We start from the raw sequence: 16,983 nt of genomic DNA, 5'->3' as shown, positions 1-16,983 counted from the left end.
TATGGAAAGAAATTCAAGAAAAACATTAACTGGAACAGTTGTTTCAGCTAATAAAACACCAAAAACTATTATAGTTGCAGTTGATACTTACAAAAAACACCCTTTATACTCTAAACGTTTTAAATCAACAAAACGTTTCGCAGTACACGATGAAAATAACGAAGCAAAATTAAACGATGTTGTTTTAATTATGGAAACTCGTCCATACTCAAAAACAAAACACTTTAGATTAGTTTCAGTTAAACAAGCAGCAATTGAAGGAGCTAAATAATGCTTTTAGAATTATCAAGAGCAAATGTAGCTGATAACTCAGGTGCTAAAGAAATCGGTGTTATTCGTATATTAGGTGGAAGTAAGAAAAAAGTTGCTAAAATTGGTGACATAGTTGTTTGTTCAGTTAAAAAAGCCATTCCTAACGGAGCGGTAAAAGCTGGTCAAGTTGTTAAAGCAGTTGTTGTTAGAAGTCGTTATGGAACATCAAGAGACAATGGATCATACATTCGTTTCGATGACAATGCAGTTGTGCTATTAAAAGAAGATTTAACACCTCGTGGAACTCGTGTTTTTGGACCAGTTGCACGTGAAATTCGTGAAAAATTCCCAAAAATCGTTTCACTAGCACCTGAAGTTTTATAGTAAAGGAGATTAGAAATTATGAACAAAATTAAATTCAAGAAAAATGATCAAGTTTACGTAACAACAGGAAGAAACAAAGGGAAATCAGGAACAATTCAAGCTGTTAATCATAAAGCACAAACAGTAATTATCAAAGATGTTAACATGGTAACAAAACACAACAAACCAACACAACAAAATACAGAAGGATCAATATCTTCAAAAGAAGCTGCTATTCACGTTTCAAATGTTGCATTCTTAACAAAAAAAGCTGTTAAAAATGCTCCTGCTCAAGTTTCAAAAATTGGATACACATTTAAAGATGGTAAAAAAGTAAGAATAGCTAAAAAAACTAAGAAGGAAATATAATATGTCTTTAAAGAAAGTTTATTTAGAAAAAGCAGTTCCTGCTTTACAAAAAAAATACAATTACTCATCAATAATGCAAGTTCCAAAAATTGAAAAAGTAGTGATCAATATGACTGCAGGTAAAGAAGTATCAAACTCAAAAGCAATCGAAGAAGTAATTAACGAATTAACCTTAATTACAGCACAAAAACCATTTCAAACAGTAGCTAAAAAATCAAACGCTTCATGAAAATTACGTGAAGGAATGCCTATGGGGGGTAAAGTTACTCTACGTAGAGAAAAAATGTGAGACTTTTTAGAAAAATTAATCAATGTTGCAATGCCACGTATTCGTGATTTCCGTGGTGCAAATCCTAAAGCTTTCGACGGTCGTGGAAACTTTGCTCTAGGAATTAAAGAAGAAATCATTTTCCCAGAAATTGAATTTGACAAAATTCGTCGTATTAAAGGTTTAGATGTTTTAGTAGTAACTAGCGCTAAATCAAACCAAGAAGCTAGAAGTTTATTAGAACTACTAGGTGTACCGTTCGAGAAAAAAGGAGATAAATAATGGCAAAAAAATCGCTTATCGTTAAAGCAAAGCGTCCTGCTAAATTCTCTACTCGTGCTTACACACGTTGTGAATTATGTGGACGTCCACATGCTGTATTAAGAAAATATAAAATATGTCGTATCTGCTTTAGAAACCTTGCACATGAAGGTAAAATTCCAGGTATGAAGAAAGCGAGCTGATAATTATGTTTATAACAGACCCTATTTCAGATATGATCGTTCGTATTAAGAACGCAAGTCAAAGAAAACATAAAACTGTATCAATTCCATACTCAAATAAAAAAGTTAAGATATTAGACATTATCAAACAAGAAGGATATATTTCTTCATATACAGTTGAAGGTGAATTAGCAACAAAAAACATCGTTGTTACTTTAAAATACAAAGGAGCACAACCAGCTATTATTGGTATTAAACGTGTTTCAAAACCAGGACTTAAAGTTTATGTTAAAGCTGAAGAATTACCAAAAGTATTATCAGGATACGGAACAGTAATTATTTCAACATCTAAAGGTGTTATGACTGAAAAACAAGCAAGAAAGGATAATGTAGGTGGTGAAGTTATCGCTTACATTTGATAGGTACTTATATGTCACGTGTTGGTAATAGAGTACTAAACATTCCAGCTGGAGTTACAGTTGAATTAGCAGGTACAAAAGTTACTGTAAAAGGTAAATTAGGTACTTTAGAAAGAGTTTTCAGTCCAAAAATAACAATTAACATAGAAAATAACCAAGTTACAACAGTTCGTTCAAACGAAGAAAAACACACAAAACAACTACATGGAACAACAAATGCTCACATTTCAAACATGATGACAGGTGTTTCAGTTGGATTTAAAAAAGATTTAGAGATTAAAGGAGTTGGATATAAAGCAGTTATTAAAGGTACAACTTTAGAAGTTTCTGCTGGATATTCACACACAGTAAGCGTTAACATTCCAAGTGATGTTAAAGTTGAAGTTCCAAAAGCAACAGAAGTATTAGTAAGTGGAATTGACAAAGCAAGTGTTGGTCAATTCGCAGCCGTTGTTAGAGCAATTAGAACACCAAATCCTTACTCAGGTAAAGGAATTGCTTACAAAGGTGAAGTGATTAGACGTAAAGAAGGAAAAACAGCTTCTAAATAGAAGTTGTAGAAAAGGTAAAATATGGCTAAATTATCAAGAAATCAAGCTAGAGTGAATAAACACCAACGTTTACGTCACTACATTTCAGGAACAGCATTAAGACCTCGTTTAAACGTTTTTAAATCACACCAAAACTTCTATGCTCAATTAATCGATGATACTACAGGAACTACATTAGCTTCAGTATCAACTCTAAATTCAAAAACCTATGGAGGTAACGTAAGTGCTGCTAAAGACTTAGGTGCTTTAATGGGTGATAAAATCAACAAATTAAAAATTAAAGAAGTTGTTTTTGACCGTGGTGGATACTTATTCCATGGTCGTGTTAAAGCATTTGCTGATGCAGTAAGAGAAAAAGGAGTTAAGTTCTAATGGAAAATACAAAAAAACCAGTTCAAGAAGTTAAAGCAGAAGGTACAAAAGTACTAAGAGCTCCAAGAAAACCTCTTGCAAACAAAGAAAACAACAACCAGGCTACAAATAAAGGTCCAGGTGCAACAAACCAAAGACCAAACCGTCAAAGAAAAGACTCAAGACCAAATCGTCAAAGAGAAGATGCATTTCCAGATTTCAGCGAAAAAGTAGTTGATATTGCTCGTGTAACAAAAGTTGTAAAAGGTGGAAGAAGATTCAGCTTTTCAGCATTTGTTGTTGTAGGAAACAAAAAAGGTCGTGTAGGTTTTGGACATGGAAAGGCTAATGAAGTACCTGATGCTATTAAAAAAGCTATCAAAGATGCTCAAAATAACCTTATCAATGTATCTGTTACAAACGGAACAGTTCCTCACGAAGTTCATGCAAAATTCTTAGCATCAAAAGTTATGCTAAAACCAGCTCCTAAAGGGAAAGGGCTTATAGCTTCTGGAACAGTTAGAGCAGTTGTTGAATTAGCAGGATATACAGATATTGTTACTAAAACATACGGATCACGTTCAAAATCAAATACAGTTAAAGCTACAGTTGAAGCTTTAAAAAACTTAAGAACACCAGAACAAATCGCTCAAATTAGAGATAAAGATGTAAAGGATTTATTATAAAATGGCTATTAAATTACATACATTAAAATCAACACCAGGATCAAGACCAGATAAACACCGTAAAGGTCGTGGACATGCTGCTGGTAAAGGAAAACAAGCTGGTAAAGGTCAATCAGGACAAAACAAACGTAGCGGACACAGATTAGGATTCGAAGGGGGACAAACTCCTTGATTCCGTCGTATTGGTAAACGTGGATTTAACAATGTTAACCATGTTGAATACCAAGTTGTTAACTTATCACAATTAGAATCAAACTTCAAAGCAAATGACACAGTAACAATTGAAGCTTTATATGCAGCTAACATTGTTAAACGTAACTTACCTATTAAATTATTAGCAAAAGGAACTTTAAGTAAAAAATTAAACGTTCAAGTTCACAAAGCTTCAGAAACAGCTATTCATGCTGTTGAAAAAGCTGGTGGTAAAGTCGAAGTTTTATAAGACAAATTCAATCATAATAAAAAGACAAGATTCCATTCTTGTCTTTTTATTTGCTTTTAATATCAATTTTACTAAATTGCCTTATTCATAGATTAATTTGTCTATTTTTAAAAAATTATTAATTAATTAAAAAGCACAAAAAAACCACATTTACCTATACACAAGCGCAATGTGGTTATATTTTATTAATAAGCTTTTGCAAAAATAACGTAACGATTTGTTTCGGTTTTACATGTATCGAAAATACACAATTTATTTTTATTAGGTTTATCTAAAGTTTTAGGAATACATCTCGATGTAGCACCAGTTTCTTCTTTAATTTTAATTTCTGCTTCATCCAAACAACAGAATGGTGCGACCACGAAATTATTTTTCTGAATTTCTTTTTTAAATTCTTCATAGGTATCAACTCAAACTGTTTTACTTTCTAATCTATCTTTAGCACTTTTATAAAGATTATCATGAATATCATCCAATTTTTTTTGAATAATTTTTTTAACATCATTATAATTTACTAATGTTTTTTCAAGTGTATCTCTTCTTACAATTGTAACCATATCATTTTCTAAATCTCTAGGTCCAATTTCAATTCTTAAAGGAACACCTTGAATTTCACTATTGGCAGCTTTAAAACCAGGTTGTTTATCGCTTGCATCTACTCTTACTCTTCATTTTCTTCTAAGTAATTCATATAGCTTTTGGCTAACTTCTTTAACTTTGGCTGATTTAGCTCCAAACAATTCAATTAAATCAATTTGAATTGGAGCAACACGAGGAGGAATTATTATTCCACGATTATCACCGTGTGTCATAATTAAAGCACCAATTAAACGAGTTGAAACTCCTCATGAAGTTTGATAAACATTTTCTAATTCATTGTTTTTATTTTTAAAAACTATTGAATATGGCTTTGAGAAATTTTGTGCTAAATAATGACTTGTTCCTGCTTGTAAAGCACGTCCATCTTTCATCATCGCTTCAACTGTATAAGTTGAACATGCACCAGCAAATTTTTCATAAGGAGTTTTTTTACCAACTATTGTTGGAATAGCTAAAAAGTTTTTTAAAAACTTAGCATATGTACTTATCATACATCTTGTTAATTTTCTAGCTTCAATTGGATCAGCATGACATGTATGACCTTCTTGTCATAAAAATTCACGACTTCTTAAAAATGGATTTGTTGTTTTTTCTCATCTTACAACATTTGCTCATTGATTATAAACAAGAGGTAAATCGTTATAAGAATCGATTGAATTTTTAAATAAATCAGCAAATAAAACTTCAGATGTAGGTCTAATATAATATTTTTCTTGTAATTCTTTGTTACCTACATGAGTAACTGTTGCTAATTCAGGATTAAAACCTTCAATGTGATCTTTTTCTAAACTAAACAAACTTTCTGGAATTAATAATGGTAAATAAACATTATTAACACCTCTCTCTTTAAAAATTTCATTCAAATTTTGTTGGATTAATTCTCATATTCCATACGAGTTTGGCTTAAAAACCAATGTTCCTTTAGCCGGACCATATGCAATTAAATTACCTTGTTTAACAACATCAGTATATCACTTGGCAAAATCCGTCTCCAGGGGTGTTATTTTTTCTAATTCTTTCATAGGTATAATTATATTCTTTTAAATATTTAAAGAAAGAAATTAACCAAAAAATATGGAAAAAACTCCACATTTTGCACTTTTTACTTTATAAGACCAGTTTTTAAAGAAAAAAAGTATAAAAAAAATCACCTAATGGTGATATGGCTGCCCCAGTTAGATTCGAACTAACGCGTGGTGGAACCAAAACCCACTGCCTTACCGCTTGGCTATGGGGCAAAAATGGTGGGGGGAGAGGGATTCGAACCCCCGAATCGTAAGAAAGTGGGTTACAGCCACCCGCATTTGGCCGCTTTGCTATCCCCCCATGTTTGCATATCTATTATAATACATAAATTTTTTTTATAAAGCACTTTTTTCATTATTTATAAGAGTATACTTAGATGAAAATGTAAAGAAAAAAATCTTATAAAATATAGGTTTTTTTCAATATATTTTGTTTAATATAAATTAACATATGTTATAATTTTTATGTAAATACCATTTATATGTTTTAGGTATTTACGCCCAAAATTATATTAAACTCAATTTAAAAAAACAGAACACAATCAAAAATCAAATAATCAAAATTCTATATAAAATTTTATAATCTAATCAAAAAACAAAAAATTCTAAAATATTCAAAATTTATAATCTTATAAAAACTTTTTTCAATATTTATTTTAATTAATTTTTATTTCATATTTATGTTTAAGTTGTTTTGTAGCATTACTCGTTTACATGTCCTTTTCTTATTTATCATATATTTGCATAAACGCAAAAAATTTAAATTAATAATAAAATCACGCCTGTGCGTGATTTTCTTATTAAATTATTTATATTCAATTACTGATTGTAAATCAACTTTGTATTTTTTGCTATAACCATTTAAAACATATTTATCATTATTTAAATTGAAATCTATTTTATTTCATACAATTTCATCTTCATAAGTTGTTCCATCTTTAAATGTCAGTAAAACGGTTTTTTCTAGTTCTGGTTCTTTACTATTTTTACCAACATAATATTTAACATAAGAAATTTTTTCAACTTCTCTTGTAAAATCTTGGGTTGTTGTTTTTATATCAACTGTTTTAATTAATTTGTTATCTAAATATATTTCAACTTTATTATTATCAATTTGATCTGTAGCTTTTATAATTCCTATTACTTTTCCACTAAATGCATTTCTTTTACCACTGTTGAATGGTTCATAATCATATTGAACTCCATTGTCCATTGCAGCTAATTTTATTCCCTTACCTTTAGTTTTTATTGAAATATTATTAGTACCATTTGCAACTTCTTTTCCATCTTTATCTACTAGAGTAATTTCTAAGTAAGATAAATCAGTATTATTTGCTTTTAATTCAGTCTTGGAAACTTTAACATCAACATTATCGGTTTTATCAAAGTTTTCAATTATATTTCTACCAACTGTCTTAGAAATTTCTTTTCCATCTTTATCATAGGCTTTTGCGACAATTTTACCTTTAAAGAATGGAACTTTAAATGTAAAGTATAGATTTGCAGAAGATTTCCTACTTTTGTCAGATCCTTCATAATATCTATATTTATAACCTGCGGCTGTAGTAGTTTCTTTGAACTCTTTTGATTCAATAGGCACTTCTTTTCCATTTTCTATTTTGAATAAGGTAACTTTATGTGCATTTGTATAAACGACAACATCAACCTTACCACTATTATCTTTTGTTATCATTTCTTCTTTTCAAGCAGGTAATAAGTGTAGTGTAGTGTCTTTATTCACTCATAAAGATCGATATAAATAAAAACTATCTTTAGGAAGACCCGCTGTGTCGACAATTCCAAAATAAGAACTACGAGGTGGATTTTTTTCTGGTTTTGTTGGTTTCATTTCATTTCAAGCGCCAGGTTCACCTAAATAATCAAAACCAGTTCACACAAATATTCCAGCCATGTAATCATGAACTAAAACAGGTTCTAGAGCATCAGTTGCAACGAATCCATAATTTCTAGAGCGATCATATGAAGTTAAATTCTTAGATGGTGTTTTTGGTTGTCTAGTATCAGGATTACCCGGAACATTATAAATTCCGCGACTGTTTGTTGCAGCAGTTGTTTCTGAGGAGTAAACTTTTCATTCAGGATTTATTTTGCGTCCATTTTCCAATTGACCTTTATTTGCATAGTTATAACCAACTATTCCACCATTTTCATGAATTAATTTAGCAAGTATAACTGAAACAGGACGTCTTACTCTTAAATGATTTTCACCTATAGTAGCCGGTCTAGTTCTATCAACTTCATTTAATCAACCTAAAACTTTTTTAAGAATCATTGGGTATTCAGTTAAATAAGGTTCTCCTTCGCTTTGTACTAATTCATTTCCAATAGATCACATAATTATTGCTGGTGAATTAATTCCTGTTCTGACCATTGTTTTTAAATCTAATTCGGCTCAAGTCATTTCGTTTGACTCTTTGCCTATTATTAAATTATCATCTTCAATTTTTTTGTTAAAAACAATCGAATAATCCTGGGTATTAAAGTTTTTAGGATGTGTTCAAGTGTCATAAGCTTCAGCCATTAAAAGCATTCCTTTTTGATTAGCTAAATCAATTAATAATTTTGATGGAGGATTATGTGAAACACGGATTGCATTTGTACCCATTTCTTTTAAAATATCAATTTGTCTTGAAACTGCATCTTTATAAGATTTTGCTCCTAATGAACCATTATCATGGTGCATATTCACACCTTGTAATTTCATTTTTTTACCATTTAAACTAAATCCGGTATTATTGTTAAATTCAAAATATCTAAATCCATAATCAATACTTATTGAATCTACTACCTTGCCATCAACAATTATTTGATTTTCTACTTTATATAAATAAGGATTATCGACATCTCATAAATTAGGTTTTTGAACCGAAACAGTGTTTTCTAATGCATTCACTTTTTTATTATTTATCTCTATCATAGAGCTTTTTGATTCAGAAACTAATGTATTATTTTTATCATAAACCAATGTCTTTAGTTCTGCTTTTTGTAGTTTATCAGTTTTATTTTCTATTTTTACTTTTACATTTAACTCGGTTTTTGTATTAAATTCATCTTTAAGTTTTGGACTTGTTAAAACAATTCCATCTTTTTGAAATGAAACTTTATCACTAACTTCTAAAGTTACATCTCTATAAATTCCAGCACCTGAATATCATCTAGAAGTAGGAAATAAATAATCAACAAAAACAGCTATAACATTTTCTTTATCAAACTTTAAAAACTTACTAATATCATAAGAAAAAGAAGAATAACCAAAAGGATGATTTCCTAGTTTTATACCATTTACATAAACAGTTGCATTATTATAAACACCGTCAAAATTCAAAACAAATTTCTTATCCGATAAGTTTTTTGGAATAGTTAAATGTTTTCTATATCACGCTTTATCGTCATATTTATAAGCACTTTCACCTTCACCTTTTTCAAAATTATGAGCTGTATTAATGCTGTAATCATCAGGAACATCAACATTTGTTCAATCCTTATCATCAAAATCAGTTTTGTAAGCATCTATAACATCCTTGTTAATGAATTTTCAGTCATTATTTAAACTTACATCCCGTTTTGAAAAATCATGTATTTTATAAACGCTTTCAACTCTTTTTAAAGTTTCTTTATTTTCATCAAATTTGTTTGAATTTGTTGAATTTGTTGAATTTGTTGAATTTGTTGAATTTGTTGAATTGTCCTTATCTGTAGCGCTATTAGTATTATTAGCACAAGCAACCAATATTAAAGGTGTTGCTGTAATACTTAATAAACCTATTTTTAAAAATTTTTTCATAATTACCTCTATCTATATTTTGATTATATTACTTTCAAAAAATAGCAAGTTTCTTTGAATTATTAATACATCTTTTTAGACTTTTGTTCTTATATTTTCAAAAATAATCAAAAAATGAACAAAAAAAATACTTATTGTACTTTAGTTCTTTTCATTAATGAATTATTTATAAGATTGATCATCAATTTACTAGCAACTTTATGTTTAGAATTAATGTATTTTCAATTATTGTTTTTATCCATTTATATTTAATTTATAATATATAAAAAATGAGGTTAAAAATGAAATACAAAAGAATTTTAGTTAAACTTTCTGGAGAAGGTTTAGTAAATAAAGAAAAACATTTATCAATTGATTACAATTTAGTTGAAAATGTTGCTTATCAACTTAAAGAAATAGTTGAAATGGGAGTACAGGTATCAGTTGTTATTGGTGGTGGAAACTTTTGAAGAGGTGCTTCTGCTGAAAAAAATGGAATTCCAAGAAACAGAGCTGATTATATTGGTATGCTAGCAACAATAATGAATGGATTAGCATTAAGAAGTGGTTTTGAAAAAGTTGGACTTAAAGCCAGAGTTCAAAGTTCAATTAGCATTGATGCTAAAGTAGCTGAAAACTACGTTAATGAAAAAACATTAAAATACTTAGAAAGTGGAGAAGTTGTTATTTTTGTTGGAGGTACAGGTCGCCCTTATTTTACAACCGATACAGCTGCAACATTATATGCAGCTGAAATAAAAGCTGAGGTTATTTTAATGGGTAAAAACAAAGTTGAAGGAGTTTATGACTCAGATCCTAAGTTAAATCCAGAAGCAAAAAGATTTGATCATATCACTTATGATGAGATTCTTGAGAAAAAACTACAAGTTATGGACTTAACTGCTACAAGTATGGCTAGAGACAACAACATTTCCTTAATTGTCTTTAACATAGCAGAAAAAGATGCCATTTTAAGAGCACTCAAAGGAGAAATCACACATACAGAGGTGGTTAAATAATGGAATTAGATTTATATTTATTAGAACTTGATGAAGTAGCACATAAAGCTATCAATCATTACAAATTTGAATTGTCAAAAATGTCTACAGGGCGTGCAAATCCACAAGTTATTAAAGGTGTTAGAGTTAATTATTATGAGACATTAACACCATTAGAAGAATTATCAACTATTTCAGTTCCAGAACCTCAACAATTATTAATAAAACCTTATGATTCTTCAAGTACTAAAGAAATCGTAAAAGCCTTAACTGCAGCTAATTTAGGAATTTTACCAGTTGATGAAGGGCATCAAGTTAGAATGACTTTTCCAACTTTAACTACTGATCGTAGAAAAGAATTGGTTAAAAGTTTATCTAAATTAACAGAAGGTGCAAAAATAGGTATTCGTAATGCTCGTCAAGAAGTTAATAAAGCCATTAAAGCTGATGAAGAACTATCAGAAGACATCGAAAAAAGATATCTAGATGCTATTCAAAAAGAAGTAGATAAATATATGGAACTTGTTAACGAAATTACTAAAGAAAAAGAATCAGACTTAATGAAAATATAAAAAAAACAGGGTTTAAAATCCTGATTTTTTTTAAAATTATTTTCCTAGTGTTAATAAAGAAACAAAACTTTCAGCCTCTAAGCTTGCTCCTCCAACTAAAAATCCATCGATATCTTTTTGAGAACTTAATTCTTCAATATTTTTAGGATTAACGCTTCCTCCGTATTGAATTACTAATTCTTTTCCAGTTAATTCTCTAATGTATGCACAAACATCTTGAGCAATTTGAGGTGTTGCAACTTTTCCAGTTCCTATTGCTCAAATAGGTTCATAAGCTAACACTACTTTGCTTAAATCTAAACCTTTTAATGATTCTTCTACTTGTTTTTTAACGACTTGTTTTGTTTGGTTTGCTTCATATTCTGCAAGAGTTTCACCAACACAAACTACAGGAACTAATCCAGCCTCTAAAACTACTTTAGCTTTTTGGTTTACTAATTCACTTGATTCGTTGTGGTATGCTCTTCTTTCTGAGTGACCTAGAATAACGTAATGTACATCTAAATCTTTAAGCATTTGTACAGAAATATCACCTGTGTAAGCACCTTTAGCATGTACTGAAACATCTTGTGCTGCTAGTGATAAATATTTTACTTTATTTGTCTTGTGTGCAGCTAAATTGGTAAATGGTAAAGCTACAGCAAATTCTGTGTTTTCATGTATTTTTTTCTTGTTTGCTTCATATAATTCAGCAAAACTATCCATGAATAAAACTGATTCATTAAAAGTTTTATTCATTTTTCAGTTACCGATAATAACTAATTTCTTCATATATCCCCTTTAAGTAAATAAATATTGTAATTATATAGTAAAATTATTTAAGATAAAAATATTGATTGAAATATCTTTATTAATTTTTTATTCTGCAAATAATTAAGGAGGTTTTTTTGAAAAAAGACAATAAAGTAAATAAAACTAGTGATTTTATTTTAAAAAATCCAAATCGTAAAGTAATTAAAAAGAACACAGTTTATCGTCGGACCAAAATGTCTAATTTTGGACTTAAATTTGCTTATTTATATACGCCAATGTCACTTAGAAAAATGATTATAATCACTATTTTAATGGCAATATTTTTTGGAGTTATTTCAGTTTTTTTTGTTAAAAACGTTGGTATCTATAACTTTGGTCTAGCTGCTATAGGTCAATCGGCTGCTAGATTAATAATAACTTTAATTCCAGAAAACTCAGGAATAAGTGAATCGATTAGAAACTTAATTGACCAAGCAATATTTTGAAATGCTTATATTTTTTTAAGCATTCCATTATTTATTTTTGGTTATAAAAAAATAGGAAAAGTATTTACACTTTTAACTGTTATCTTTTTGTTTGTTTCTTCCTTTGTTTCATTTGGAATTGGTCAAATTCCTGATGTAAATGGACTTTATTTAATTGGTGATTTTTCTAATTCTTCGGTTAAAGAAAACTTAAGCGATTACAAAAAAGACTTATCTTCTATTATTCCGCTTTTATGAGTGGATGGAGGAAATACAATTGCGCTTTTAGTTTATTCTATTTTTTATGGATTTATGCTTGCTATAGTTTTTGCAGTAATTGCAATTATTGGTGGAACTGCTGGAGTAACTGGAATTATTGGTGAATGATATTCAAATAAAACTCAAAAAAGTTTTGGATGTATAAATGGTTATATTAATTTAACAATTATTTTAGTAAGTGTTGTAATAGGTTCATACATACCAGGATCATTACTAATAAATGAAGCCTCTAAAGTTTATTCATTAAACCCTTTTGCTCAAGCAACTCCATTAGTTTTGAAAAAAGCATGAAGTTTTGAATTATATTTATCGCCAAACTTTGTAGCTACAATTGTTTCTAATGTTATTTTTGTTTTGGTTTTAGGCCGTTTATTTCCTAAGTTTAAACTTGTTAGAGTTGAAATTTTTTCAATGTACTCTGAAGAAATTAAAGAAGCGGTTGCTTCTGATGCTAAAACTGTTAATGGTGTAACTTTATTTGCCGCTCAAGGTGGATTTAAAGGCGAGGCATTAAATGTTGTTACTTCTGTTGCATTGTTTAAACAAGTTCCTAGAATCATAAAAAATGTGCGAAAAGTTGATACCGATGCTTTTATTTCTATTTCTGAAATAAAAAGTATTGATGGTTATATTTATCTACCAAAAGAAAAATTCTAAAGTAGTTCTATGCTACTTTTTTCTTTTTTAAAATATATACATTTAAATAATATAAAATATGTTTTAATGGTTGATTAAACTTAACAAGCAAAATTTTATAAATAATAATCAATTAAAAGGAGAAAAATGAATCACTTAAATTTATTTGCACTAGGTGGATTAGACGAAAATGGTAAAAACATGTATGTGCTTGAATATAATAACGAAATTTATATTATTAATTCAGGAGCTAAAATTCCTATTACCTCAACAAATGGAGTTGACACACTAATTCCTAATTTTGAGTACTTAGAAAACAACAAGGACCGTATTAAAGGTATATTTATTACTGATGTTAAAAATGAAAGTTTTAGTGCATTGCCATGATTATTAATGTCATTAAAAAACATAAAAGTTTATACTTCATCATTTAACAAAATAATAATTATTGATAGATTAAACAAATACAAAATTGATGCACAAAATTACTCAATTGAAATTATTAACAAGAAAACAAAAATTGGATCTTTAGAAGTTATGCCGCTTCAATTAGCAGGTTCAATGATGGGAACAATTGGTTTTGATTTTATTACTGAGTCAGGAGATGTTTTATTCTTATTTAACTTTGTTGAAGGAAATTTAGGAATTTATGGAAGAACTTCTTATGAAGAAATTAAAAAACAAATTGGTGCTAGAAAAGTTCTAAGTATAGTTGTTGATGCTGGTTTTTCTAATTATACAGGTAGAGCTATTGACAAAATTGGACTACCAAAAAACGTTAAAGATGTTTTTGCAACAGCCAAAAATGATGAAAGAATCATTATTGGTGCTTACGATGAAGAAATGACTTCAATACATGAAATTTTAGATTTAGCTATTAAATATAACCGTCCTGTAGTAACTTATGGAAAAACATATGGTCAATTATTGCACTTAGTTAAACTTGTGAATTCAAACTTGGCCTTACCGCAAATTGTTGATTATAAAACAATTTCAAAACATCCAAATGCAGTTGTTTTGGTTACAGGAGCTGTTGAAAGACTATATTCTCGTTTTTTAAGAATTACTGATAATAATGATGTATTTTTAAAACTTAAAAAAACTGACATTGTTATTATGATTGCTCCTCCAATAAATGGTTTAGAATCATTAGCCGCTGTGGCCTTAGATGAAGTGGCAAGAATTACTCCTAAAATCGTAGAAATTTCTCTCAATGAATATTACAAACATAAACCAGCGCGTCAAGACTTAATAAATATGGTTAAAGTTTTAGAACCTAAGTACTTAATTCCAGCACAAGGTTTATATAGATATTTAGTTGATGTTACAAGATATGTAAAAAATGCAACCAAATTAAAAGATAATAATTGTATCTTGTTGCAAAATGGAAAAATAGCTCACTTTGTTGATGATAAATTATTTTCAGTAAACGGAAGAGTAAAACCTGTAGGAGATACAATTATTGATGGTTTTGGTGTTGGAGATATTTCTGCAGAAGTTATTAGTGAAAGAGAAACTCTAGGACGTGAAGGAGTAATCTTAATTTCTGTTTTATATAATCCTAAATCTAAAGAGTTGCTAGGAAAAATTCAAATCAACTATATTGGAGTTATTGACAAAGAAGAGAAAAAAGAAATTAGCGAAACTATAAATTCAATAATTATTCAAGTAATTAGAAATGAACAATTTAATGGATTAAGAGACTTACAAGAAAAATTAAGAAAAACAATTCGTAAAAAAGTTTTCAAACTTACTGACAAAGAACCGATGGTTTCTTTAACATTTAACACACTATAAAAAAATTAAAAAATGGAGGAAAATGAAAGCAAAAAAAATAACAAAAAAACTACATAGTAAAAAAGATATTTTTAAAAGATTAGAAGTTCCTTTTGTAGAAAATATACCTGAAGAAAACAAGGTCTTGCATCCAAAAGTAAATATACCTTTAGAAATAATAAAGTTTGTCTTATTTAACTTAATCGTAGTGTTTTTTATCTTAATGTCACAAGCAAAAGGGACTTGATTAGAATTAATATATCAGTACTCTTTTGGACTTTTATTTGGTAACTTAATTTACTTATTTACAGTAATTGGATACTTAGCATTTCTAGTTCACTTTTTTTCTTTTATGACTAAGAACAAGGCGTTTACGTACTTTTCTAGGCTCAAAAAAACAAGTATTTTTGTTATAAAGAAAAATTGTTATCTTATACTTGCATCTTTATTTATTTGTTTAAGTTTAATCGAACATATGATTTATCATTTTTACTATAATCCAAGCTTTTCATTTAACACTTCAAATGAATCTTTACGATCTCTTTTTACTAATGGTTGATATGCCAGATTTAATGAAGATGGACCAAATGTAAATAATAATATAGGGTTTTTATTAGACACACTTTATAATATTTTATATTATCCTACTTTATCTCCTATTTTACCTGGGCTACTAATAATAACAATTATAGTTTTGACCTTTTTACAAGTATTTTTTAATGGAATTAAAAAGCATTTTAGCTATTATTCATATAATTTGCCAGCTAAAAAATTAATTAAAAATTTACATCATAGAAACTCAATGTTTTATATGACAAAATCGATTGAACTATATTTTAACTTTATAATAGAAGCAGGAAAAATTATGCAATTAAGCGTTGAAACTGTTCCTTTTAAAAAGTTACAAAAATCTGTTTTAGCTAACTTAGCTAAAATTAATTACGAAATTATAATTGGTCAATTATTCCAAGAAGAAGCATTTAGTGATTCTGAAAAATTGATCAAAAGTCAAACAGCAAACATTACAATTGATCCTATTAATCTTAAAAAGAAAGAAGAATTTGATGATGACTTTTTTACAACTAAAGAAGTTGAAATTAAAAACAAATCAGAATTTGTTGAATTTATAGAACATGACTTAGAAGAAAATAAAATAGGACCTGATATTAGAAGTGCTAAAGCAGTTGATTTTAAAGAAAATGGAAACATCAATTTTTCTGAACAAAATCAATCAAATTCAAATAAATCGCAACCGATAAATAATTCTAATATTAATAAAAAAAACAATATAATTAAATCGCAATATAATGAAAAAATAAGTGATGAATTTGAATTTAATGAAATTGAAGATACACAAATTGTGGACTTAAACAAAAATAAAAATGATTCATATTTAAGTAACAATTCTAAAATTAATGAACCTTTAAATGCTGTACCACAGCCAAATAAAGAAATAATGAATGATAATATTTTAAATAAACAAATTGAACCAGAAAAACAAACATCGCATAAAATTTCTACAAAATTAAGTAAGGTTGAAGAATTTTTAGATAGTGTTTTTATTGGTCAATCTAAGGAGAAATAATGATTAAAGAACTTGAATGAAAAGAAGCTTTAAAAATAATTGATAATAACTCAGAAGATAATTTAATATTTTTAGAGTTTACAACAAAATGATGTGGAGATTGTAAAATGATGGCTCCGGTTATTAATGAAATTTCTAAAAAATATGAAAATAATAAAAACATTTCATTTATCAAAGTAGATGCTGAAGAAGCTAAATTATTTAGAAATCCAGATACAAAATGAAAAGTTTTAAGAGTTCCTACACACATCGTTTTAAAAGGTCAAGACGTTTTAGAAAAAGGTTATGAATATTATCCTCGTGAAATTTTAGAATCATGAATTGAAAAATCAATTTTATGAGATGATAAACAATAATATATTTTTTG

General features: G+C 28.4%; 19 protein-coding genes and 2 tRNA genes. 16 read left to right on the top strand and 5 right to left on the bottom strand.

Annotation, left to right across the window (positions count from 1 at the left end; all coding sequences use genetic code 4):
* The first annotated feature begins 1 nt into the window (after window position 1).
* From rpsQ to rplO, 10 genes are read left to right on the top strand one after another with little or no spacing between them, the layout of a single operon-like run.
* Entirely contained in the window at window positions 2-271 is a 270-nt protein-coding gene (gene rpsQ, locus MALL_RS01230; protein WP_005683413.1) for a 30S ribosomal protein S17, read from the top strand.
* Entirely contained in the window at window positions 271-636 is a 366-nt protein-coding gene (gene rplN / locus MALL_RS01225; RefSeq protein WP_005683353.1) for a 50S ribosomal protein L14, read from the top strand. Before rpsQ ends, rplN begins: the two co-directional genes overlap by 1 nt.
* A 27-nt stretch (window positions 637-663) precedes the next feature.
* Window positions 664-984, top strand: coding sequence for a 50S ribosomal protein L24 (rplX, locus tag MALL_RS01220; RefSeq protein WP_211204445.1), 321 nt, complete (start codon window positions 664-666; stop codon window positions 982-984).
* Window position 985: 1 nt separating this feature from the next.
* The gene (gene rplE, locus MALL_RS01215) at window positions 986-1,534 is read left to right on the top strand and encodes a 50S ribosomal protein L5 (protein ID WP_005683346.1); all 549 of its coding nucleotides are present in this window, start codon (window positions 986-988) and stop codon (window positions 1,532-1,534) included.
* Window positions 1,534-1,719 carry a type Z 30S ribosomal protein S14 gene (locus MALL_RS01210; protein WP_005683262.1) on the top strand — a complete coding sequence of 62 codons (186 nt, stop codon included), beginning with the start codon at window positions 1,534-1,536 and terminating at the stop codon, window positions 1,717-1,719. The genes rplE and MALL_RS01210 overlap by 1 nt, the downstream gene beginning before the upstream one ends.
* Window positions 1,720-1,721: 2 nt before the next feature.
* Complete coding sequence (gene rpsH, locus MALL_RS01205; protein ID WP_005683332.1) at window positions 1,722-2,117, top strand: 30S ribosomal protein S8; 396 nt, start codon at window positions 1,722-1,724, stop codon at window positions 2,115-2,117.
* Between the two features lie 8 nt (window positions 2,118-2,125).
* Window positions 2,126-2,665 carry a 50S ribosomal protein L6 gene (gene rplF / locus MALL_RS01200; RefSeq protein WP_005683274.1) on the top strand — a complete coding sequence of 180 codons (540 nt, stop codon included), beginning with the start codon at window positions 2,126-2,128 and terminating at the stop codon, window positions 2,663-2,665.
* Between the two features lie 21 nt (window positions 2,666-2,686).
* Entirely contained in the window at window positions 2,687-3,037 is a 351-nt protein-coding gene (rplR, locus tag MALL_RS01195) for a 50S ribosomal protein L18 (RefSeq protein ID WP_005683313.1), read from the top strand.
* On the top strand, window positions 3,037-3,702 hold the full coding sequence (rpsE, locus tag MALL_RS01190; protein ID WP_005683425.1) for a 30S ribosomal protein S5: 666 nt from the start codon (window positions 3,037-3,039) through the stop codon (window positions 3,700-3,702). The genes rplR and rpsE overlap by 1 nt, the downstream gene beginning before the upstream one ends.
* A gap of 1 nt (window position 3,703) precedes the next feature.
* The gene (gene rplO / locus MALL_RS01185) at window positions 3,704-4,144 is read left to right on the top strand and encodes a 50S ribosomal protein L15 (RefSeq protein WP_005683407.1); all 441 of its coding nucleotides are present in this window, start codon (window positions 3,704-3,706) and stop codon (window positions 4,142-4,144) included.
* Window positions 4,145-4,329: 185 nt separating this feature from the next.
* Here the strand turns inward: rplO and proS are convergent, their stop codons facing one another.
* From proS to MALL_RS01165, 4 genes are all read right to left on the bottom strand, one after another.
* Entirely contained in the window at window positions 4,330-5,766 is a 1,437-nt protein-coding gene (proS, locus tag MALL_RS01180) for a proline--tRNA ligase (protein WP_005683349.1), read from the bottom strand.
* A 141-nt stretch (window positions 5,767-5,907) separates the two neighbouring features.
* Window positions 5,908-5,982, bottom strand: a tRNA-Gln gene (locus MALL_RS01175).
* Between the two features lie 4 nt (window positions 5,983-5,986).
* Window positions 5,987-6,070 (bottom strand) — tRNA-Tyr (locus tag MALL_RS01170).
* A gap of 504 nt (window positions 6,071-6,574) precedes the next feature.
* Window positions 6,575-9,574: a glycoside hydrolase family 2 TIM barrel-domain containing protein gene (locus tag MALL_RS01165; RefSeq protein WP_005683334.1), complete on the bottom strand. Its 3,000-nt coding sequence runs from the start codon at window positions 9,572-9,574 to the stop codon at window positions 6,575-6,577.
* A 281-nt stretch (window positions 9,575-9,855) separates the two neighbouring features.
* Between MALL_RS01165 and pyrH the strand changes: the two genes are divergently transcribed.
* Window positions 9,856-10,572, top strand: a complete 717-nt coding sequence (gene pyrH, locus MALL_RS01160) for a UMP kinase (protein ID WP_005683410.1) — start codon at window positions 9,856-9,858, stop codon at window positions 10,570-10,572.
* On the top strand, window positions 10,572-11,123 hold the full coding sequence (gene frr, locus MALL_RS01155; RefSeq protein WP_005683310.1) for a ribosome recycling factor: 552 nt from the start codon (window positions 10,572-10,574) through the stop codon (window positions 11,121-11,123). The genes pyrH and frr overlap by 1 nt, the downstream gene beginning before the upstream one ends.
* A 36-nt stretch (window positions 11,124-11,159) precedes the next feature.
* Here frr and tpiA read toward each other — a convergent pair whose 3' ends face one another.
* Window positions 11,160-11,894: a triose-phosphate isomerase gene (tpiA, locus tag MALL_RS01150; protein WP_005683398.1), complete on the bottom strand. Its 735-nt coding sequence runs from the start codon at window positions 11,892-11,894 to the stop codon at window positions 11,160-11,162.
* A 116-nt stretch (window positions 11,895-12,010) separates the two neighbouring features.
* On the opposite strand from tpiA, the gene MALL_RS01145 reads away from it, so the two are divergent.
* The 4 genes from MALL_RS01145 (at window position 12,011) to MALL_RS01130 (ending at window position 16,972) form a co-directional block, all read left to right on the top strand.
* Window positions 12,011-13,276, top strand: a complete 1,266-nt coding sequence (locus tag MALL_RS01145; protein WP_005683290.1) for a DUF2179 domain-containing protein — start codon at window positions 12,011-12,013, stop codon at window positions 13,274-13,276.
* Between the two features lie 126 nt (window positions 13,277-13,402).
* Entirely contained in the window at window positions 13,403-15,052 is a 1,650-nt protein-coding gene (locus MALL_RS01140; protein WP_005683393.1) for a ribonuclease J, read from the top strand.
* 22 nt (window positions 15,053-15,074) lie between these two features.
* Complete coding sequence (locus MALL_RS01135) at window positions 15,075-16,616, top strand: hypothetical protein (protein WP_040545482.1); 1,542 nt, start codon at window positions 15,075-15,077, stop codon at window positions 16,614-16,616.
* Window positions 16,616-16,972 carry a thioredoxin family protein gene (locus MALL_RS01130; protein WP_005683326.1) on the top strand — a complete coding sequence of 119 codons (357 nt, stop codon included), beginning with the start codon at window positions 16,616-16,618 and terminating at the stop codon, window positions 16,970-16,972. The genes MALL_RS01135 and MALL_RS01130 overlap by 1 nt, the downstream gene beginning before the upstream one ends.
* Window positions 16,973-16,983: the final 11 nt, after the last annotated feature.

It is taken from the genome of Mycoplasmopsis alligatoris A21JP2, assembly GCF_000178375.1.
Classification (GTDB): Bacteria; Bacillota_I; Bacilli_A; order Mycoplasmatales; family Metamycoplasmataceae; genus Mycoplasmopsis; species Mycoplasmopsis alligatoris.
Note: the sequence above shows the minus strand (reverse complement) of the source record. Positions and strands in the feature narration are given on the sequence as shown.